The following is an 18677-nucleotide window of genomic DNA, read 5'->3' as shown; positions in this document are numbered from 1 at the left end:
CGGTCGTGACGGAACGCTCCCTCTGCATCGTCGGCGCCGGCCTGCGCGGAGCCGTGCTGCTCGAGCGCGTCTCGGCGAGCATCGGAGAGCTGTTGACGGGGCAAGACCTCGTCGTGCACCTGGTCGACCCGCACCCGGCCGGCTCCGGCCGCACCTGGCGTGACGGCCAGCCCGGCACGCTGGTGATGAACACCGTCGCCGCCCAGTCGACGGTGTTCACGGACGCCACGGTGCAGTGCGCCGGGCCCATCGTGCCCGGTCCGAGCTTCCTGGAGTGGTGCGAGGCGGTGGCCGACGGTGGCACCGCCGCCCCCGGGCTCCCCCCGGCGCTGCGCGCGGAGGCGGCGCGCACCCGCGACTGGTCGAACCCGAGCCGCCTGCTCTACGGCCACTACCTGCGCTGGGCGCACGCCCGCACGGTCGCCGCGCTGCCACCGGGAATCCGCCTGGTGGAGCACGGCGCGCGCGCCATCGCCGTCACCGAGACCGGCGACGCCGACACGGGCGGCCCGGCCTGGGAGCTGCAGCTGGACAACGGCTCCTCGCTCAGCGCCGACGCCGTCGTCCTGGCCCTCGGCTGGCTGCCCGTCACGCCCAGCGCGACGGAATCGGAGCTTGCGGCCGCCGTGGCCGACGCGCAGCTGGACTGGGTCGCACCGGACAACCCGATCGACCAAGACCTCAGCCGGGTGCGCGCCGGGGAGCCGGTCATCGTGCGCGGCCTCGGAATGAGCTTCTTCGACACCGTGAGCATGCTCACGGAGGGGCGCGGCGGCCGCTTCGTGGAGCGCGAGCACGGCCTCGACCCGCACCGGCTTCAGTACCTGCCGAGCGGCGCCGAGCCAGTCATCCACGCCGGCTCCCGGCGCGGACTCGTCTTCCGCGCCAAATCGCACTATGGGGCGCCTCCCCCGCCCTCGCCGCAGCGTCTCCTGCGCGCCGCGCTTCCCGCGCTGCTGCGCGAGGAGCGCATCGACTTCGGCCGCCAGGTGCGCCCCCTCATCGATGCGGACGCCACCGCCGCGTACTACGAGACGCTCGCCCGGCTGCGCCCGCACGCCCTCGCCCGCCCGGTTGCACAGCTGCTGCTTGCGCTGGAGGCGCACGGCACCTCCTCGCCACAGTGGCGGCAGGCCCTCGCCCAGGGCGTGCCCGACGCGGCCGACCGGCTCGACCTCGCGCACGTGGAGCGCCCGCTGCCGCAGAGCTTCGCCTCGGCGGAGGAGTTCACGGCGCGCACCATCGCCGCGGTGCACGCCGACGCCGAGCAGGCGGCCCTCGGAGCCGACAGCCCGCTCAAGGCCGCGCTGCTCAGCATCGGCGCCTCCCGCCTGACCATCGTGCCCCTCGTCGAATTCGGCCGCCTGAGCGCCGAGTCCTTCGCCGGCAGCTACCAGGACTTCCAGGCGTTCGCCGGCATCCTCGGCAGCGGGCCGCCCCTGTTCCGCTCCCGGCAGTTGCTCGCCCTGCTCCGCGCCGGCATCGTGCGACCACTCGGCCCGGAGCTGCAGCTGCGTGTGCAGGGCGGCCGCTTCGAGGCGTCCTCCCCGCGGGTGCCCGCCCACACCGTGCGCGCCCGTACGCTCGTGGATGCCTGGCTGCCGCTGCCCGCCGGCCGGCGCAGCGCCGAACCGCTGCTGCGCTCCGTGCTGGAGCAGGGCCTGGCGCGCCCGTTCCGCATCGACGGCCTCGAGACGGGCGCCCTCGACATCTCGCCGCACGACAACGCGCTCGTCCGCGCTGACGGCGCCGCGCACCGCTCCCTCTTCTCCGTGGGCGTCCCCTCGGAAGATGCCCGGATCTTCACCATCATCGCCCCGATTCCCGGGGTAAATTCGACAGTGCTGCGCGAACTGGATGCCACGGCACGCGCCGCGCTCGCAAGCATCGCCACGACGAGGGGAACCCACAGATGACGGAACGGCTCGACACGATCGTGCTCGGCGGCGGGGCGATGGGATCGGCCACCGCCTGGGCGCTCGCCCAGCGCGGCCGAGCCGTGACCCTGCTCGAGCGCTTCGAGCCCGGGCATCACTTCGGCGCGTCCCACGGGGCCACCCGCAACTTCAGCCTGGGCTACACGCACAGCAGCTATCTCGACATGCTCACGGAGGCGCTGCCACTCTGGGACGAGATCGAGCAGCAGAGCGGCGAGAAGCTCTTCGCGCACACCGGCATCGTCAACCACGGCCGCGACCACGGCTACCAGGGCGTGCACGATGCGCTCCGCGCAGCCGGGTTCGAGGCCGCGTTCCTCCCGCTCGACGAGGCACAGGAGCGCTGGGCCGGCATCCGCTTCGACTCCCAGGTGCTGCACCTGCCCCAGGGAGGCCAGCTCAACGCGGATGCCACGCTGCCCGCCCTGCAACGGATCGCCGCCGAGCATGGCGCGATCGTGCGCCACCGCAGCCGGGTGCTGTCGATTCGCGTGCTCGGCGATGAGGATGTCGCCGTCGAGGTGGAGACGGCCGACGGCGTCGAGGTGCTGCGCGCGCACACGCTCGTCGTCACGGCGGGAGCGTGGACGAGCAGACTGCTCGACGGGGTGGTGCGACTGCCGCGCCTCAGCGTCACCCAGGAGCAGCCCGCCCACTTTGCGGTGACTGATCATGAGGCGATCTGGCCCGGTTTCAACCACCGCTTCACGCCAGGCGAACCCGGCTACGAGTACTGGCCGTCAGCGATCTACGGCATGCTCACGCCGGGCGAGGGCGTCAAGGCCGGCTGGCACGCCGTCGGGCCGCTCACCGACCCGGACGCCCGGAGCTTCACACCGGAACCGGGCCAGCTCGCCGATCTGCAGCGCTACGCCCGCGATTGGCTGCCCGGTGCCGACGCCGACTCACTTGTGGACGTCAGCTGCACCTACACGCTGACGGCAGACGAGAACTTCGTGCTCGATCGCATCGGGCCGATCGTGGTGGGGGCGGGCTTCTCCGGCCACGGCTTCAAGTTCGTGCCCGTCGTCGGCCGCATCCTCGCCGACCTGGTGACCGGAACGGGCGCGGCGCCCTCGCTGTTCGCGGCGCACCGCACGACGGCCGGCTCACTCTTCAAGATCACCTCGTAGCCGGGCGGAGGGCGCGAAGAGGAAGCGCACCAGCCGGCGCAGCGGCTCGCCGCTGTCGTTCTGCCTGCCCAGGGCGCGCAGGATGACGGCTCCGAGGATCGACTCCCCGATCTGGTCGATCGGCGCGTTCGCCGGCAGCTGGCCGTCGCGCACCGCGCGCTCCAGCCGCGCCGCGAGGCTGCGCTCGACCCCCAACCGCTCGCTCAGGCTCGCCCCCACGGCCGGGTCCTCGGCGGCGGCCGCGACGAGGGAGCGCACGAGCTCACCACCGTTGCGGGCATCCAGCACCGCCAGCACGGTGCTCAGCCAGTGCTCGATGTCGGGGAGCAGCTGGCCCGAGTCTGGAACCTCGAACTCGACCGGGAACAGGCGGCCCTCGGCGAGGCAGTCGGCGATCACCGCACCCCGGGAGGACCACCAGCGGTAGATCGTCTGCTTGCCGACGCCGGCCTCGCGCGCGATGCCCTCAATCGTCAGCTTGTCGTACCCCTGTTCGTGGAAGAGCCGCGTCGTCGCAGCGAGCACGGCCTCCCGCGCCGCGGCGCTGCGGACGGGTCCATTTCGGTGTTGGTTCACACTCTCAGGCTACTCGCAGCCACTAGACGAGACGAGGCGTATGATCAAAAAGTCTAGAGGAGACTGATCGCGTGGCTTCACTGTTGTTCCGTTTGGGTTCGTTCGCTGCACGCAGGGCTTGGGCGGTGGTCGTCTCCTGGATCGTGATCCTCGGCATCGCGGTCGGCGCCTTCTTCGCCTTCGGCGGAGGGCTGAGCAACAGTTTCGACATCCCCGGCACGGCATCCGGCGCCGTCACCGATGAGCTCGCGGCGAAACTGCCGGACACCGCGGGCGGCACCGGCACCGTGGTCTACCAGACGACCGACGGGGCCGCGTTCACCGACGCCCAACGGCAGGCCATCTCTGAGGTGGCCAGCAGCGCGGAGAGCCTGCCCGGCGTGGCATCCGTCATCGATCCGTTCTCGGCCAGCGACCAGCAGGCCGCGCAGGCCCAGCAGATCGCCGACGGCCAGGCCCAGCTGGAGACCGGGCTCGCCCAACTGGATGCCGGCCAGGCCCAGCTCGACGCAGGCAGGGCCCAGTTGGACCAGGCCGAGCAGCAGCTGAGCGCTGCGCGCGACCAGGCCGTCGCGGCCGGCGCCGGTGCCGAGCAGCTGGCCGCGCTCGACGCCCAGCAGGCGCAGCTCGACGCACAGAAGGCGGCGCTGCAGACCCAGCAGGACACGCTCGACGCCTCCCGCGCCCAGTTGGAGAGCGGAGCGGAGCAGATCGCCCAGGGCACGCAACTCCTGGACCTCGCCACGGGCCTCGGCGTGGTGTCGGAGGACGGCTCGACGGCGATCGTCAACGTCTCCTTCACCGAGCCGCGCCTCGAGCTCTCCGACGAGGTCAAGCAGGACACAATCGCCCACTTCGAGGACGCCCCGATCGATGGGGTCGAGGTCAGCTTCGGCACGGACATCGCCCAGGGCGTGCCCCAGATCTTCGGCGTCGGCGAGGCGGTCGGCCTCGTCTTCGCCGCGATCGTGTTGATCGTGATGCTCGGCTCGCTGATCGCGGCCGCACTGCCCATCGTCACCGCCCTCGTCGGGGTCGGCGTCGGCGTCACCGCCTCGCTCGCGTTCTCCGGCGTGGTCGACATGGCGTCGGTCACCCCCGTTCTCGGTGTGATGCTCGGCCTCGCCGTCGGCATCGACTACTCGCTGTTCATCGTCAACCGGCACCGCAAGCAAGTGCTCGCGGGCGTCGCCGTGCGCGAGTCCATCGGTCTCGCCACAGGCACCTCCGGAACCGCCGTGGTGTTCGCCGGCGCGACGGTCATCGTGGCGCTGCTCGCCCTCAACGTGACCGGGGTCCCGTTCCTCGGACTGATGGGCACCGTCGGGGCCGTCTGCGTCGCCGTCGCCGTGCTGGTCGCGATCACCCTCGCCCCCGCCATCCTCGGCCTCATCGGAACGCGCCTGCTGAACCGCAAGGCGCGCGCCACGATCGGCGCCCCGCACGTCGCGAAGTCGGCCAAGCCGGTGAAGCAGATGTCGACGGTTCGCGCGGTCGTCACGGTGCTGGTGAGCGTCGTGGCGCTTCTCATCGTCGCGATCCCGTCGCTGTCGATGCGACTCGGCCTGCCCGATGGCTCCAGCGAGCCGGCCGGCTCCACCAGCTACACGTCCTTCCAGATCGTCAACGAGGAGTTCGGTGCCGGGGCCAACGGCCCGCTGCTGGTGACCGCCACGCTGCCCGACCCGATCCCGGATGAGGAGCTGCTCGCCACCCAGCTGGAGATCGCCCAGACGATCTCCGAACTGGATGATGTGGTTGCCGTCGCACCTGTCGCGACGTCGGAGGACAACACGCTGATCGCCTTCCAGGTGCTGCCGGCAGAGGGGCCGAACAGCGCCTCCACCGAGCAGCTGGTGAGGGACATCCGCGCCCTGCCCCCGGTCGGCGGCGACATCGTGCTCGGCGTGGCCGGCCAGGCCGCCGCCAACATCGATATCTCCGAGGCGCTCAGCGCGGTGCTGCCGATCTACCTGGTGGTCGTGGTCGGGCTGTCGCTGCTGATCATGATCCTCGTGTTCCGCTCGCTGCTCGTTCCGCTGATCGCGACCGCCGGCTTCGTGCTGTCGCTGTTCGCCACCTACGGGCTGATCGTCGCCGTCTTCCAGTTCGGCTGGGGCGCGGAGCTGATCGGACTGCACAATACGGGCCCGATCCTGAGCTTCCTGCCGGTCATCCTCGTCGGCATCCTGTTCGGTCTCGCCATGGACTACCAGTTGTTCCTCGCCTCGGGCATGCGGGAGGCCTATGTGCACGGCTCCCCCGCGCGGCTCGCCGTCGCCCAGGGGTTCCGCGCCGGCCGCTCTGTCGTGATCGCCGCGGCCCTGATCATGGTCTCGGTCTTCGGCGGCTTCATCTTCTCTGAGTCGACCATCATCCGCTCCATCGGCTTCGGCCTCGCCTTCGGCGTGCTCCTCGACGCCTTCGTGGTGCGGATGCTGCTGATGCCGGCGCTCATGCACCTGCTCGGCTCCTCGGCCTGGTGGCTGCCCCGCTGGCTTGACCGCATCCTCCCGAACGTCGACCTGGAGGGCGCCGCCCTCGAGCGCGAGCACCCCGGCGTGCAGACCGGCGGCGTGCCGACGGCTGGCTAGGCCAGGCGCGGCTCAGTCCTGTCCGCGGGTCACTCCTGCGCGCGCACCTGATCGACGATGGCGATGACCGCCGCGGCGACGAGCTCGGGCTGCTGAACGTGGATGCCGTGGCCGCTGCGCGTGTCGGCGACATGGGTGGCGTGCCAGGCCGCCGCGAGCTCGCCTTGGGCGGCCAGCCAGGCCGGCCAGGTGGAGGCGCCCGGCGTCACCTGCAAGTCCCAGGGCTGGTCCGAGGTCAGCACCGTCGTGGGGAGCGCCGGCACGGCGGCGGCATCCGCCAGCTGGGCGAGGCTGCCCTCGTAGTCTGGGCTCTCCGCGCCCGGGGTGGCGGCGGCGGCGATCACCGACATCCAGCCGTCCCATTGCGCCGGGCTGAGCGTGTCGTGCAGGTACTCGGAGGCGGAGTCCACCAGGACCAGCCCGGCCACGCTCTGCGGGGGCGTGCGGGCGAAGAGCTGGGCGATCTCGCCGCCCCAGGAGGCGCCGACGAGCACGAGGCTGCCCTCCTCGCCGCTGGCATCGAGCAGCCGCTGAAGATCTGCGACGCCCGTGAGGGCAGTCGTCGGCTGGGCGACCTCGGTCGAGGGCGACATCGCCCCATCGAGCAGTGTCGTTCCGGGGCGGTCGTAGGCGCACACCCGCGTGGTCATGGCGACCGTGTCGAAGACGGATCGCGCGCTCGGTGTGGGCGGCGCGGACGGGTCTGCTGGATCCCCGGCGACCATCCACTCGTCGGCGGCGCCGCCGGTTCCGGAGATGAGAAGCACGGTGGGTTTGCCGGTCCCCCGGCAGCTGAGGAACAGCTGCCGGCCGTCGTCGATAGTGACGAGTTCGCCGGCGTCGGCCGCCGGGCTCGCGGAGGGGGCGGCGTTCGGCGCGGCGCCGGTGCACCCGGCGAGCACGCCCAGCCCGCTCAGCAACAGCCCGCCGAGCACCACCGCTGCCAGCGCCCCGCTCCTGCGTTCGGCCATCGCTGCGCCTCCCGTGCCGTTCTCGCATCCGTGCTGTTGAATCCGTGCTGCTGAATCCGTGCTGCCGGTAACGCTACGCCTGCTCCGCCGCACCGGATAGAGCCGCAGCCGCACCCGAAGCGTCAGCCCGCGCGGTGCCGCCTGAACGCGACGAGCCGCGCCTGCATGTCGGCGTAGGCGGTGGCGGCCGGCAGCGGGGAGCCGCCCTGCAGGGCTTGCACAGCGTTGACGGCCGCATCCACGGCGGCGCGGTACGGCAGCGAGCCGGAGCTCACCCGTCTGACGCCCAGCGCGCCCAACTCCACGACGCTCAGTGTCGGGTGGGCCAGCACGTTGAGCGGCAGCGGGGTCCCGGCGGCGATGCGTCGGATGTCGTCCGGCTGCACAAGCCCGGGCACGAAGATTCCGTCCGCGCCGGCGTCCGCATAGGTGCGGGCACGTTGGAGCACTTCCTCGACGCTGGCCTGTTCGCCGAACCAGAAGTTGTCCACCCGGGCGTTCACGAACATCGCGGGGCTCCGCAGCCTGATCGCGGCGACCTTGGCGGCGACAACCGCCGGGTCAACGAGGCGGCCGGCCGCGCTGTCCTCGAGGTTGACCCCGGCGAGGCCCTGCCCCGCGAGCTCGGCGACCAGCCCCGCGACGGCGCCTGGGTCATCGCTGTAGCCGTCTTCGATGTCGGCGGTGACGTGCACGGGCAGCCGGCACATCTCTGCCGCCAGTGCCAGGGTGGCCGTTCGACTGGACCCGTCGCCGTCGGGCAGGCCGGCGCTGGCGGCGACGCCGAAGCTCGTGGTGCCGACGGCGGCGAAGCCGGCATCCGCGAAGGCGAGGGCGAAGCCTAGGTCCCAGGCGTTGGGCAGCACGAGCGGCGCCGACTGCTCGTGGAGTTCTCGAAACGTGGTCATCGTCGTCCCCATCCCGTGTGAACGGATAGCGCAGGTCACCTCAGGGTACCGAGGCGCTGCGCTCCCGTCACCGGAGAGGCGCGGATGTGAGGCGTAGCCTTGAGGGACAGCCCAAACTCTCGGAGGTGCTGCACATGCGCACGGTCGTCGCGTACGAATTGCTCTCGCTCGACGGAGTCGCCGAGGCTCCGAACGAGTTCTTCACCGAGTGGGACGCCGCGATGGACGCCAACCTGGCCGACGTCATCGCATCCCAGGATGCCGTCATCCTCGGACGCCGCAGCTACGAGGAGTGGGCCGAGTTCTGGCCGGGCAGCGAGATCGAGCCCTTCGCGACGTTCATCAACGGGGTCGCCAAGCACGTCGCGACATCCGCACCCCTCACGGGCGACTGGGCCAATGCCACCGCGATCGACAGCGAACTGGTCGGATTCGCGCGGGAGCTGAAGGAACAACCCGGCGGCGACATCGGCGTCCACGCCAGCATTTCCGTCGTCCGGGCGCTGCTCGCCGCCGGTCTCGTCGACGAGCTCCGGGTCGTGATCGCCCCGGTGGTCGCCGGCCACGGGCGGCGCCTCCTCGACGGCCTGCCGCCGACGCGGCTCGAGCTGCTCCGGAGCAGCACCTCCCCCACCGGGCACCTGCTCGTCGACTACCGCGTCGATCCCAGCCCCTTCGGGGCATAGCCGGCCAAACGGCACCGATCCCCGGAGCGAGATGCTCCGGGGATCGGCGAAACGCTCATGCAGGAAGCGGTCAGATGTAGTAGCCGCCGTAGTAGACCGCAACGCTCTCGCGGTAGTCCGAGTCGCTCAACTTCGCGTCCTCGCTGAGTTCCGGCGAGTTCTTGATCTGTTCCTTCGTCAGATCGACGTACACCTTCTCGTCCGCGTCATCGATGCGCTCAATGGTGCCGGCCGGGAGAATAACCTTTCGGCCGAAGATCCACGGTCCCGTGTCGACGACGATGTTGGCGTCGCCGACCGCGTCGCTCGCCTCGTCGATCTTGCCGATGTGGCCATCCGTGGCCTCAACCTTGTAGCCGACGATGCCGCCGGCCTCCGGCGTCCGAGCTACCGACTCTCGATAAGACCAGGGTTCCCATGTGTTGGACATATCCGTTCCTTTCTTCGTGACGGGCTTCGTGCTCTTCCGAGTCTGGTGCGCGCCGGGCGACAGTCACAGGGGCTTGCGGATGCCAAAACCGCATGCTAACCGCGAGCTGTCGCTGTTCGCGGCGCCCGGCAGCGTCAGAGCGTGGCGAGCTTGATGTTCGAGAGCTCTGGACCGTAGTGCTGTCGGATCCGGACCTTCCGTTCCAGGTCCTCGATGATCGCATGTGTGAAGTCGACGCCGTAGAGTGCCTCGCTGGAGCCGAGGCCACCGGGTGAGAACACGTTGACCTCCATCAGCTTGTCGCCCACAATGTCCAGCCCGACGAGGTGCAGGCCGTCTTCGAGCAGTTTCGGACGCACCGCGTCCACGAGTTGCAGCATCTGGTCGGTGACCGCCACCGCTTCCGCGCTGCCGCCGGCAGACATGTTGGAGCGGATGTCGTCCCCTCCCGGACGCCGGCGGAAAGCGGCGTAGGTACCGTCGACCTGCAGGGGGTGACCGTTCATGACGAACATCCGCACGTCGCCGTCCTTGGCCGCGGGCAGGTACTCCTGCGCGACCACGTAGCCGTCTCGAGCGATCGCCTCCACGATCTGGCTGATGTTGGGCGCCTCCTTCTCGGTGACGAGGAACACGCCGGATCCACCCGACCCCTGCAGGGGCTTGAGCACGGCGCGCCCGCCCATCTCGTCAATGAACTGGCGGACCCGCTCCTCGTCTCGCGAGATCAACGTGCGCGGGCGCGCCACCTCGGGGAAGTGCTGGAAATACGCCTTCGACAGGGCGTTGGCCAGGGAGCCGGGGTCGTTGACCACGAGCACACCTGAGGCGGCGGCCAGCTGGCCGAACGCGATGCCGGCTGTGTTCGCCCAGGGGCTGTCCGCGGCATCCACCGCCGGGTCGGCGCGCAGCATGAGCACATCGAAGTCGCTGAGCCCCATCCGCTCCCGCGCGGCTGCCTGCAGGTCTTCGAGGTAGCGCTCGTGCGAGCGATAGGCCTTGCCGGTGCTCGCGGATGCCGCGATCGCGGAGAGCGACTCGTCGGGCTCGTAGCCGAAGTCACGCAGGCCGAGGAGAGCGACCTCGTGGCCCAGTCGGGTGGCGGTCATGGCGAGACGCGTCGTCGTGTAGACGGGCTTCTCGGTGGCGATGTCGTTGACGACGAAGCCGATCTTCATGGTGTCTCCTCACAGTTGTGCGGTCAATGGATCGAAAGAGTGTGGGCTGGGGCTGGCGGGACTACGCGTTGACAAGGGCCGTCAGGTCGTCGCTGTGGGCGGCGTCGTGCAGCCGGGCTGCGGCAGCCGGGTCGGAGAGGTAGCGCGGCATGACCCGTGCCGCCGTGAGCAGGCCGCGTCCGTCGAGGTCCTCCACGAGGGGCAGGTCCTCCAGGGAGAACTTGCCGAGGAAGAAGAGATCCATCGCGCCGCCGTCGGCCAGGTGCTCCAGCAGGCCGAGCAGCCCGCGCAGGTAGATCGCGTCCTTGGTGAACCCGCCGGCGCGGTACACCCGCATCGCGATGCCGTAGGCACTCCCGGCCGGCAGTCCGTGGCCGGTCAGCAGCCGGTGCGTCTCCACGAAGCTCGCTCCGCCGACCAGGGAGTGCACTGCCACAACGCGGGCCGCGAGCTGGCGCAGCCGGGCGGCGGTGAGGCCGCCGCAGGCGATCTCCGCGAGCACGGCGAGGCCCTCCTGCGTCTCGTCGTAGTGGGCGAGGCCGGAGCCCAACATCCGGATCGGCTGCGCCAGGCCGTTCACCTGGGTGACCAGGTGCGTGCCCACCTCGTGCTGCAACAGCGCGTTGACGCGGGGGGCTGCCACTGCGGCGTTGTTCGAGATGAGCAGCGTGTTGCCGTCCACGAGGATGCCCGAGATGTCGTCGCGGATCTCGGCGTGGATGCCGACATCGGGGTCGATCGACCGGTAGTGGTCGATCTCCGCCTGCGCTGCGGCGAGGAACCCCTCCGCGTCCACGGAATCGTGCTCCAGGTGCCCCCGCGGCAGCTTGTCCAACAAGCCCTCGGCGCGGCTCACGAGCGCGGGCAGCACCGCACCGTACTGCGCGATCGAGAGTTGCAGGAAGTCGGGGGTGTCTCGCGCTCGCAGCATCTCCACGCGCAACGCCATCTCCCGCTGTCGGTTCCGCAACAGCGCGGCGAGGGTGGTGTCCTCGACGTCGTCGATCGGCAGCGCGACGACCTGAGCATCCAACACGTCGGGGTCCACATCCAGGTCTCGATACTCGAACACCGGGTCCTTCTCCGGGTGCGCGAGAAACTCCGCACGCACATTGTCGGCGTTCACCGGGGTCATCTCGAGCAGGAAGCGCACGCTGCCCGCCAACGTCGCCATGGCGTGGTCGGCCGCGAGGTCTGCAGGCGAGAGCGCCCCGGCGTTGATGGCAGGCGTCTCCGGCGCGTCCCCGGCGTGCGGCACCGGGTCCCCCGTCACGACACGACCGCCTGGCGCAGCGAGCTCTCGACGGCCGGGAGGGTGCCGGCCAGTGCTCGGGCCAATTCGTCGATCCGGGCCTGGTCGACCTCGCCGGTCCACTCGTCCATGAAGGTCTTCTTGAATTCGAGCGCGAGCACAAGCCCGCGGCCCGGGTATCGGGCGTGCGTCCAGGCCGCGAGCTGTCGACCGCGGAACCGCACGTTCTCCCGGACGTCGAGCGGGCCGGTCGACGTCTCCGCGGCCCGCAGCGACCGCATGAAGGTCTCCACCACCGGCCCGAACCGCTCGTGATCCACCGAGCCCGTTCCCACGTTGACCTCTGGGCTCTCCTCGTCCGCGGCCGGGGCGGCATCCGCTCCGTCGCGCCGGTGGTTATAGGAGTGGACGTCGAACAGCACGAACGGCCCACGGTCGGCGACGGTGTCCAGACGCCGGCCGAGCTCGGCGTAGAAGGCGTCGTACACGGCGAGGGAGCCGGCCACGACGGCCTCGTCGAGCGGCGGATTGCGGACGACGTCCAGGCCCCACGCCTCCTCGGAGGTGCGGTAGACCGACTCCTCGCGGGTGCGGTTCAGGTCGACCTCGAACCGGGACCGGTTCACGATGACGCGGGCGGGGATGAGCGCGCCGATCTCGTCGGTGTGCGGGTCCTCCTCCCGCAAGCGGTCCGCCTCGGGCAGGATCAGCTCCGCGGCGAAGTCGGGGCGCACATCGTGCCCGGTGTGGATGGCGGTGGCGATGAATTGTCCGTCCCAGTTGCCGAGGAACTCGAACGGGGGACGTTCCGTAGTACTCATGGGCACAGCTTTTCAGCCGTGCTGGCGGGCGACAAGGTGCTTGACGGGGCTGCCGATTCGTGACATCGCGCGAGGCCGCGCGGTCACCAGCCCATCGTTCCCGGTCCCCCCTTGAACGGGCCGACGATCCGGGAGGTGATCCAGCCGCCGTAGAAGCCGCCGGCCTGGGCGAGCACTCGCTCGCCGTCGACTTCGCACGAGTCCATCGCGGCCGGGTAGAGCGCGACGCGGTCGCTCAGGGCCTCGAAGCCGCGGCTGGGGTGCGGGTAGGTCCACCCGGCCCGGCGCGCACGCGCTCCCCCGGCGACGACGTCGAAGTAGTGCGCCTGTCCCTTGAACTCGCAGAGGCTGGTGCCGCCCGCCGCAACGAGCGCGCCGGCGGGGAACGCGGCGATCGGCAGGTAGTAGACGGGCGGATGACTCGTCTCCAGCACCCGCACGGCGTCGGTGCTCTCAACGATCACCCGACCGCCGAGCCTCACGGTGACCTGCTCGAGCCGGTGCTCCACCCGCGGCGGCCGCGGGTAGTCCCACACCGATTCCTGCCCAGTTTTCGGTGTGATCGGCCGGGGCCGGCTGGATCGGGGAACGGCGTGTGCAGCACTCATGCGGCCATCCTCTGCCGTCGCACTGGGATTCCGCCGCGAGTGCAGCGCCGGTGCGGGCGAGCAGGCAGGTAGTGGCAGTGCCTCCCGGGGCCGGATGTCACGGCTTATCGTTGGAGCATGGGCGACGTGCGCAGTGAAATCCAGGAGTTCTTGAGTTCCCGGCGAGCCCGGATCTCCCCGGAGCGTGCGGGCCTGCCCGCCTACGGCGGCAACCGGCGCGTCCCCGGGCTGCGCCGGGAAGAGGTCGCGATGCTCAGCGGAGTCTCGGTGGACTACTACGTGCGCCTGGAACGCGGCAACCTCGCCGGAGCGTCGGAGAGCGTGCTCGACGCGCTCGCCAGCACCCTGCAGCTCGACGAGGCGGAACGGGGGTACCTGTTCGACCTGGCCAGGGCGGCGGGCCCCGCGCGCCGCGCGCCGCGCAAACCGGCGAGCGCCGTGCGCCCGGCGGTGCAACAGGTGTTGGAGGCGATGGCGGACGCACCCGCGTGGGTGCGCAATGGGCGCCACGACATCCTGGCCGCGAATCGCATGGGCCGGGCCCTCTACGCCCCCGTGTTCGAGGATCCGCGCCGCCCGGTGAACACCACCCGGTTCACCTATCTGAACCCGGCGGCCCGCACGTTCTGGCGCGACTATGACCAGGTGGCCAGGGATGCGGCCTCGATGTTGCGCCTCGAGGCCGGCCGCAACCCGCACGACGCCGAGCTGATCCGGCTCGTCGGAGAGCTGTCGACGCAGAGCGAGCTCTTCCGCGAGCGCTGGGCGTCGCGCGATGTGGTGTTCCACCGCAGCGGCATGAAACGCCTGCACCACCCGGTCGTCGGTGATCTCGACCTGAACTACGAGTCGATGGAGCTGCCCAGCGAGCCCGGCCTCGTCCTGAACGTGTACACCGCACCGGCGGGGTCGCCGAGTGCGGACGGCCTCCGCCTGCTGGCGTCCTGGGCTGCCTCCCCGGAGGGAGCGAACGCCGAGGCGGGGGCCGCCGCCCAACGGCCCTAGCCGCGGGGCTTCGCGTCGGCCCGCGGGGTCACCTTCAGAGTGGTCTCGAGCACGTCGCCGCCGGTGATCGCCGCGATGGGGGCGGGCCCGTAGCGGTCGTATTTCTGGTGCAGGGCTCGGTCCAACTCGACGCGAACGGACGGGTCGGCCAGCTCGAATGTCACGTCCTTCTCGACGCCGCCGGCGCTGATCCGCCCGCGTCCAGCGTGCAGCGCCCGGCGGAACCAGCCGTTCTCCGGCCCGTGGGCAGAGCGGATGTAGAGGGCGTCGCCCAGGGCACTGTGCCAGATCGTCGTCGCGGGCCGCAGCGACCCGTCGGGGCGCTCGGACGCGACGCGCAGTTCAGCGCTCGCGTCGATGCGGCGGAGTTCGTCGGCCGTCCACTGTTCCATGTCTTGCTCCTCTGTCGTTGGCGGGTGTTCGTCGGGGCGCTGCGTCGTCAGCATCAGAATGTCACGAGCACTTTCAGCGCCGTGCGGTCGTCCATGGCGCGGTACCCGGCCGGCACATCGTCGATGCCGACGCTGAGGTCGAAGACCGGCCCGGGGTCGAGGCGGCCCTCGAGCACCTCGATGAGGGCGTCGTCGACGTAGCCGCGCACCGGGGCCGGCCCGCCGGTCAGGGTGACGTTCTTGCCGAACAGGGAGCCGAATCCGATCGGGGCGTCCTCGTACTGCGGCACGCCGACCCGGGAGATCACGCCGCCGGGGCGCACGATGCCGTAGGCCTGCTCGTAGGCGGGCAGGTGGCCGACGGCCTCGAGCACGACGTGGCTGCCCTCGCCGCCCGTGAGCTCCATGACCCGCGCAATGCCGTCCTCCCCGCGCTCGGCGACGACATCTGTGGCGCCGAACTCGACGCCCAGGTCGGTGCGGGACGGGTGGCGCCCCATCAGGATGATGCGCTCCGCGCCCAGCCGGCGGGCGGCCAGCACCGCGGAGAGGCCGACCGCGCCGTCCCCGATGACGGTCACCGTCTTGCCGGCCTCCACCCGGCCCATCCGGGCGGCGTGGTGGCCGGTGAGGTACACGTCGGAGAGCGTGAGCAGTGCCGGGTAGAGCGCCTCGTCGACGCGGCCGGGCACCTTCACCAGCGATCCGTCGGCGAGGGGCACGCGCACCGCCTCGGCCTGTCCCCCGCCGACGCCGTTGCTGCCGTACCACCCGCCGTGGATGCAGGAGGTCTGGACGCCCTCGCGGCAGAACACGCAGCTGTTGTCTTGGTACGCGAACGGTGCGATCACGAAATCGCCCCGCGTGAGCGAGGTCACCGCGGTGCCGATGTCCTCGACGACGCCGAGGAACTCGTGGCCCATCGGGGTGGCGTCGGCGCCGCTCGGCCTGCTGCGGAAGGGGTGTAGGTCGGAGCCGCAGATGCAGGCGCGGGTGACGCGCACGATGGCATCGGTGGATTCGCGGATGACGGGGTCGGGCACGGTCTCCACCCGAACGTCACCGGCGCCGTACATGAACGTGGCTTTCATACGATCCTCTGTTTCGTGCTTCACGGGGCAGCGGTGTCATCCGCTCCCAGAACCATCAGACGCGATCCACGGATGCGGCGGCAGTGACTGTCGTGTCAGGTACTGACAGGCCCTCCCACGAACCGGGTGCCCGGCGTAGCGTCGACGGCATGAGCATCCCCACCCTGTCCTTGAACAACGGCGTCGAGATCCCCGCACTGGGCTTCGGCGTCTTCCAGACTCCTCCCGCCGAGACGACGGATTCCGTGACGGCGGCGTTGGAGGTCGGCTACCGACACATCGACACCGCGGCCGCCTACCTCAACGAGCGCGAGGTCGGCCAGGCCATCTCAGCCTCCGGGATCCCCCGCGATGAGCTGTTCCTGGAGACGAAGGTGTGGATCAGCGACTACGGCTACGCCGAGACGCTGCACGCGTTCGACAAGTCGGCGGGCAAGCTCGGCGTCGACCAGCTCGACCTCCTGATCCTGCATCAGGCACTGCCGGGACACTTCGACAAGACGCTCGAGGCCTACCGGGCCCTCGAGCAGCTCTACGCCGACGGCAAGGTGCGGGCGATCGGCGTGAGCAACTTCATGCCCGAACACCTCGAGCAGCTGCTGGCCGTCGCCCAGGTGGTGCCGGCCGTGAACCAGATCGAGGTGCACCCCTACTTCCAGCAGAAGGCGCTGCTCGCCTACGACACCGAGCACGGCATCCTGAACCAGGCGTGGTCGCCCATCGGCGGCATCACGTTCTACCGCCCGGGCGTCATCGGCTCGACGCTGGAGGACGAGGTGATCGGGCAGATCGCGGCGGCCCACGGCAAGACCCCCGCCCAGGTGATGCTCCGCTGGCACCTGCAGGAGGGCCGCTCCGCCATCCCGAAGTCGGTGAAGCCGGAGCGGATCGCCGAGAACTTCGACGTGTTCGACTTCGAGCTCAGCGCCGCCGAGCTCGCCCAGATCGACGCGCTGGACACCGGCATCCGCGGTGGTCCAGAGCCCGAGGTGATCACGCTGGAGACGTTCGGCCGGCCCATCCCGGAGGCCTGACCTCCCCGCCGGGCCGGGGGCCTCAGGGGACGGGTCCCAGCGCGACCGCCAGCAGTGCGAGCGCTCCCCCGACGAGGAGGAGCAGGGTGCCGAGCTGCATGGTGCGCGTCTTGTTGCGGTTCGCCACGGTCACGCTGACCTCGAGGATCGGGCAGCCGGACCAGCCCAGCAGCCCGAGGCTGAGCGCCACCAGGGCCGCCCCCGCCCACCACAGGGCGCCCAGCCCGGCCGGCAGCAGCGCCGGACGCCAGCCTGAGGCGAGCAGCGACCCCGTCGACACGGCGGACACCCCGAGTGCGACAGAGAACCAGACCGTCCCGGTGCGCATGATCCTCTGGACGTTCTCGGATTCCCCCATCAGGTCTGCGGATTCACCGGACATGGCTTCCCAGCTTTCTCGAGCACAACGTCTCACGACGGCGGTCTTCGGGGCGGATGCCGGCCAGCGGCTCGGCCAACGGCTCGGCCAACGGCTCGGCCAACGGCGCCACCGGCGTCGGCGTCACTGCGCGGAATCTACCACCAGCGCTCGGGTTTTCGATGGGCGCGCGAGGGCAGGCCGCGACGGCGCACTCGACCGGGCACGTCCGATGCCCTGGGCCGAGTAGGCCGAGCACGGCGAGCGCTCAGCCCACCGCCTGCACGTCGTCGCGGAGTTGCAGGGCGCCGGTCAGGGCCCGGATGCCGAACACGAACGCCTCGTCGACATCCCCGCCGAGCTGGAAGGCGTCCGCCAACTCCATGCTGATGAAGCCGTTCGCCCACGCCGTCAGTGTGCGCGCGGCGTCGAGCGCATGGGCCGGCCCGGCGAGCGCCTCCGCGACCTCGAGGATGGGCGCGCTCGAGGCCAGGATCGCGTCGTGAGACGGGCGGGTGGCCGAGGAGGCGGACGCGAAGATGAGGTGGTACCCGGCCGGGAATCGATGCGCGAATGCCCGGAACGCGAGCGCGACCGCTGCGACTCGTGCGGCGGCGTCCGTCGGCGCAGCGGCCGCGGCCCGCAGGTGCTCGCCGAGGTCGACGACCGTGGCCTCGGCGATCAGCCGAATGAGCTCGTCGCGGTTGCGCACGCGCTTGTAGAGCGACGGGGCCTTGACGCCGACCCGGTCGGCGATCGCCTGCATGGTCAGACCCGTCAGCCCGTCCCGCTCCAGGAGCTCGCGGCCGGTCGCGACGATGGCCTCGCGAGAGGTGCGTTCCGGTGTTGGCATCGTGCCCCCTGATTCTCTTTCCTCCATAGCTATTGACCGTAGCCATGATGGCTATGTATCGTAGCCATGCAGTCAGAGTAGCAAGAGGAAAGGTGCAAGACAATGCAACTCGTCCCAGGCGTCCGTCGCGTCGGCAACGACATCGTGGCGCTCCACCTCATCGACACCCCGGCCGGGATCACCCTGATCGACGCCGGGCTCCCCGGCCACTGGCCCGATCTGCTCGCAGAGCTCGCCGCCATGGGCCGCGGCATCGACGACATCCGCGGCGTCGTGCTCACCCACGGCGACAGCGACCACATCGGCATCGCCGAGCGCCTCCGCCACGACCACGGCGTTCCGGTCTACGTCCACACCGCGGATGCAGCCCGGGCACGCGGCGAGACGGCCTCCCACGCCTCCGGCGGATCCATGCGCTTCGGCGCCGTGCTCGGCTTCGCCGCCTACGCGCTGCGCAAGGGCGGAGTGCGGGCCAGGCACCTGACGGAAGTGGTGGAGGTCCACGACGGCGAGACGCTCCCCCTGCCCGGGGCGCCGCAGATCATCGGCCTGCCCGGGCACTCGCCGGGAAGCGTTGCCGTCTTCGTGCCGAGCGTCGACACCGTCTTCGTCGGCGATGCGCTCACCACGCGCAACGTGCTCACGGGGGCGGTGGGCCCCCAGCCGGCGCCCTTCACCGACGACCCGGTCGAGGCGCTGCGCTCCCTCGAGGCGCTCTCCGCACTCGAGGCACACCACGTCGTTCCCGGACACGGCCCGCCCTGGGCCGGATCGATGGCCGAGGTCATCCGCCAGGCTCGGGCCTGACGCGCTGCAGTCGAGGAGTGGCCGGGCATCACGCGGTGCGAGG

General features: G+C 70.8%; 19 protein-coding genes. 7 read left to right on the top strand and 12 right to left on the bottom strand.

Annotated elements, in window-relative coordinates:
- The first annotated feature begins 5 nt into the window (after positions 1 to 5).
- Together GY24_RS01555 and GY24_RS01550 are read left to right on the top strand one after the other, a co-directional pair.
- Positions 6 to 1916, top strand: a complete 1911-nt coding sequence (locus GY24_RS01555; RefSeq protein WP_104474052.1) for an FAD/NAD(P)-binding protein — start codon at positions 6 to 8, stop codon at positions 1914 to 1916.
- On the top strand, positions 1913 to 3070 hold the full coding sequence (locus GY24_RS01550) for an FAD-dependent oxidoreductase (RefSeq protein ID WP_104474051.1): 1158 nt from the start codon (positions 1913 to 1915) through the stop codon (positions 3068 to 3070). The genes GY24_RS01555 and GY24_RS01550 overlap by 4 nt, the downstream gene beginning before the upstream one ends.
- Here GY24_RS01550 and GY24_RS01545 read toward each other — a convergent pair.
- Positions 3047 to 3646, bottom strand: a complete 600-nt coding sequence (locus GY24_RS01545) for a TetR/AcrR family transcriptional regulator (RefSeq protein ID WP_104474050.1) — start codon at positions 3644 to 3646, stop codon at positions 3047 to 3049. The two genes, GY24_RS01550 and GY24_RS01545, sit on opposite strands and share 24 nt — an antisense overlap.
- Positions 3647 to 3717: 71 nt before the next feature.
- Between GY24_RS01545 and GY24_RS01540 the strand changes: the two genes are divergently transcribed.
- On the top strand, positions 3718 to 6240 hold the full coding sequence (locus GY24_RS01540; protein WP_104474049.1) for an MMPL family transporter: 2523 nt from the start codon (positions 3718 to 3720) through the stop codon (positions 6238 to 6240).
- A 29-nt stretch (positions 6241 to 6269) separates the two neighbouring features.
- Here GY24_RS01540 and GY24_RS01535 read toward each other — a convergent pair whose 3' ends face one another.
- Together GY24_RS01535 and GY24_RS01530 are read right to left on the bottom strand one after the other, a co-directional pair.
- A complete protein-coding gene (locus tag GY24_RS01535) occupies positions 6270 to 7211 on the bottom strand; it encodes an alpha/beta fold hydrolase (RefSeq protein WP_104474048.1) in 942 nt (313 codons plus the stop codon).
- 122 nt (positions 7212 to 7333) lie between these two features.
- The gene (locus tag GY24_RS01530) at positions 7334 to 8119 is read right to left on the bottom strand and encodes an isocitrate lyase/PEP mutase family protein (protein WP_202972897.1); all 786 of its coding nucleotides are present in this window, start codon (positions 8117 to 8119) and stop codon (positions 7334 to 7336) included.
- Between the two features lie 86 nt (positions 8120 to 8205).
- Between GY24_RS01530 and GY24_RS01525 the strand changes: the two genes are divergently transcribed.
- Entirely contained in the window at positions 8206 to 8805 is a 600-nt protein-coding gene (locus GY24_RS01525) for a dihydrofolate reductase family protein (RefSeq protein ID WP_233279140.1), read from the top strand.
- A 70-nt stretch (positions 8806 to 8875) separates the two neighbouring features.
- On the opposite strand, the gene GY24_RS01520 is transcribed toward GY24_RS01525, so the two are convergent.
- The 5 genes from GY24_RS01520 to GY24_RS01500 all read right to left on the bottom strand — a co-directional run bounded on the left by GY24_RS01520 (position 8876) and on the right by GY24_RS01500 (position 13094).
- The gene (locus GY24_RS01520) at positions 8876 to 9235 is read right to left on the bottom strand and encodes a PRC-barrel domain containing protein (RefSeq protein ID WP_162842916.1); all 360 of its coding nucleotides are present in this window, start codon (positions 9233 to 9235) and stop codon (positions 8876 to 8878) included.
- 134 nt (positions 9236 to 9369) lie between these two features.
- A complete protein-coding gene (locus GY24_RS01515; RefSeq protein ID WP_104474046.1) occupies positions 9370 to 10413 on the bottom strand; it encodes a glutathione synthetase in 1044 nt (347 codons plus the stop codon).
- A gap of 61 nt (positions 10414 to 10474) precedes the next feature.
- A complete protein-coding gene (locus GY24_RS01510) occupies positions 10475 to 11686 on the bottom strand; it encodes a flavohemoglobin expression-modulating QEGLA motif protein (protein WP_233279139.1) in 1212 nt (403 codons plus the stop codon).
- Positions 11683 to 12486 (bottom strand): N-formylglutamate amidohydrolase, encoded by an 804-nt coding sequence (locus GY24_RS01505; RefSeq protein WP_104474045.1) that lies wholly within the window; start codon positions 12484 to 12486, stop codon positions 11683 to 11685. The genes GY24_RS01510 and GY24_RS01505 overlap by 4 nt, the downstream gene beginning before the upstream one ends.
- An 83-nt stretch (positions 12487 to 12569) precedes the next feature.
- Positions 12570 to 13094: a DUF427 domain-containing protein gene (locus GY24_RS01500; RefSeq protein WP_104474044.1), complete on the bottom strand. Its 525-nt coding sequence runs from the start codon at positions 13092 to 13094 to the stop codon at positions 12570 to 12572.
- Between the two features lie 117 nt (positions 13095 to 13211).
- Here GY24_RS01500 and GY24_RS01495 point away from each other — a divergent pair, with 117 nt between their 5' ends.
- Positions 13212 to 14099, top strand: a complete 888-nt coding sequence (locus tag GY24_RS01495) for a helix-turn-helix transcriptional regulator (RefSeq protein ID WP_104474043.1) — start codon at positions 13212 to 13214, stop codon at positions 14097 to 14099.
- Here GY24_RS01495 and GY24_RS01490 read toward each other — a convergent pair.
- Complete coding sequence (locus GY24_RS01490) at positions 14096 to 14491, bottom strand: DUF2255 family protein (RefSeq protein WP_104474130.1); 396 nt, start codon at positions 14489 to 14491, stop codon at positions 14096 to 14098. The genes GY24_RS01495 and GY24_RS01490 overlap by 4 nt on opposite strands.
- 53 nt (positions 14492 to 14544) lie before the next feature.
- Complete coding sequence (locus tag GY24_RS01485) at positions 14545 to 15582, bottom strand: zinc-binding dehydrogenase (RefSeq protein WP_162842915.1); 1038 nt, start codon at positions 15580 to 15582, stop codon at positions 14545 to 14547.
- 149 nt (positions 15583 to 15731) lie between these two features.
- Between GY24_RS01485 and GY24_RS01480 the strand changes: the two genes are divergently transcribed.
- Entirely contained in the window at positions 15732 to 16616 is an 885-nt protein-coding gene (locus GY24_RS01480; protein ID WP_104474042.1) for an aldo/keto reductase, read from the top strand.
- 22 nt (positions 16617 to 16638) lie between these two features.
- Here the strand turns inward: GY24_RS01480 and GY24_RS01475 are convergent, their stop codons facing one another.
- The gene (locus tag GY24_RS01475; RefSeq protein WP_104474041.1) at positions 16639 to 16998 is read right to left on the bottom strand and encodes a hypothetical protein; all 360 of its coding nucleotides are present in this window, start codon (positions 16996 to 16998) and stop codon (positions 16639 to 16641) included.
- A 244-nt stretch (positions 16999 to 17242) separates the two neighbouring features.
- A complete protein-coding gene (locus tag GY24_RS01470) occupies positions 17243 to 17827 on the bottom strand; it encodes a TetR/AcrR family transcriptional regulator (protein ID WP_104474040.1) in 585 nt (194 codons plus the stop codon).
- Positions 17828 to 17929: 102 nt separating this feature from the next.
- Here GY24_RS01470 and GY24_RS01465 point away from each other — a divergent pair, with 102 nt between their 5' ends.
- Positions 17930 to 18634: an MBL fold metallo-hydrolase gene (locus tag GY24_RS01465; RefSeq protein ID WP_104474039.1), complete on the top strand. Its 705-nt coding sequence runs from the start codon at positions 17930 to 17932 to the stop codon at positions 18632 to 18634.
- Positions 18635 to 18677: the final 43 nt, after the last annotated feature.

The organism is Microterricola pindariensis (assembly GCF_002936985.1).
In the GTDB taxonomy this organism is placed as follows: Bacteria; Actinomycetota; Actinomycetes; order Actinomycetales; family Microbacteriaceae; genus Microterricola; species Microterricola pindariensis.
Note: the sequence above shows the minus strand (reverse complement) of the source record. Positions and strands in the feature narration are given on the sequence as shown.

Excerpts from the sequence above, each read along its gene's own strand:
- GY24_RS01500 (WP_104474044.1), bottom strand. The coding sequence starts at position 13,094 with ATGAGTGCTGCACACGCCGTTCCCCGATCCAGCCGGCCCCGGCCGATC.
- GY24_RS01515 (WP_104474046.1), bottom strand. The coding sequence starts at position 10,413 with ATGAAGATCGGCTTCGTCGTCAACGACATCGCCACCGAGAAGCCCGTC.
- GY24_RS01480 (WP_104474042.1), top strand. The coding sequence starts at position 15,732 with ATGAGCATCCCCACCCTGTCCTTGAACAACGGCGTCGAGATCCCCGCA.
- GY24_RS01530 (WP_202972897.1), bottom strand. The coding sequence starts at position 8,119 with ATGACCACGTTTCGAGAACTCCACGAGCAGTCGGCGCCGCTCGTGCTG.
- GY24_RS01550 (WP_104474051.1), top strand. The coding sequence starts at position 1,913 with ATGACGGAACGGCTCGACACGATCGTGCTCGGCGGCGGGGCGATGGGA.
- GY24_RS01470 (WP_104474040.1), bottom strand. The coding sequence starts at position 17,827 with ATGCCAACACCGGAACGCACCTCTCGCGAGGCCATCGTCGCGACCGGC.
- GY24_RS01535 (WP_104474048.1), bottom strand. The coding sequence starts at position 7,211 with ATGGCCGAACGCAGGAGCGGGGCGCTGGCAGCGGTGGTGCTCGGCGGG.
- GY24_RS01485 (WP_162842915.1), bottom strand. The coding sequence starts at position 15,582 with ATGAAAGCCACGTTCATGTACGGCGCCGGTGACGTTCGGGTGGAGACC.
- GY24_RS01490 (WP_104474130.1), bottom strand. The coding sequence starts at position 14,491 with ATGGAACAGTGGACGGCCGACGAACTCCGCCGCATCGACGCGAGCGCT.
- GY24_RS01505 (WP_104474045.1), bottom strand. The coding sequence starts at position 12,486 with ATGAGTACTACGGAACGTCCCCCGTTCGAGTTCCTCGGCAACTGGGAC.
- GY24_RS01495 (WP_104474043.1), top strand. The coding sequence starts at position 13,212 with ATGGGCGACGTGCGCAGTGAAATCCAGGAGTTCTTGAGTTCCCGGCGA.
- GY24_RS01465 (WP_104474039.1), top strand. The coding sequence starts at position 17,930 with ATGCAACTCGTCCCAGGCGTCCGTCGCGTCGGCAACGACATCGTGGCG.
- GY24_RS01475 (WP_104474041.1), bottom strand. The coding sequence starts at position 16,998 with ATGTCCGGTGAATCCGCAGACCTGATGGGGGAATCCGAGAACGTCCAG.
- GY24_RS01520 (WP_162842916.1), bottom strand. The coding sequence starts at position 9,235 with ATGTCCAACACATGGGAACCCTGGTCTTATCGAGAGTCGGTAGCTCGG.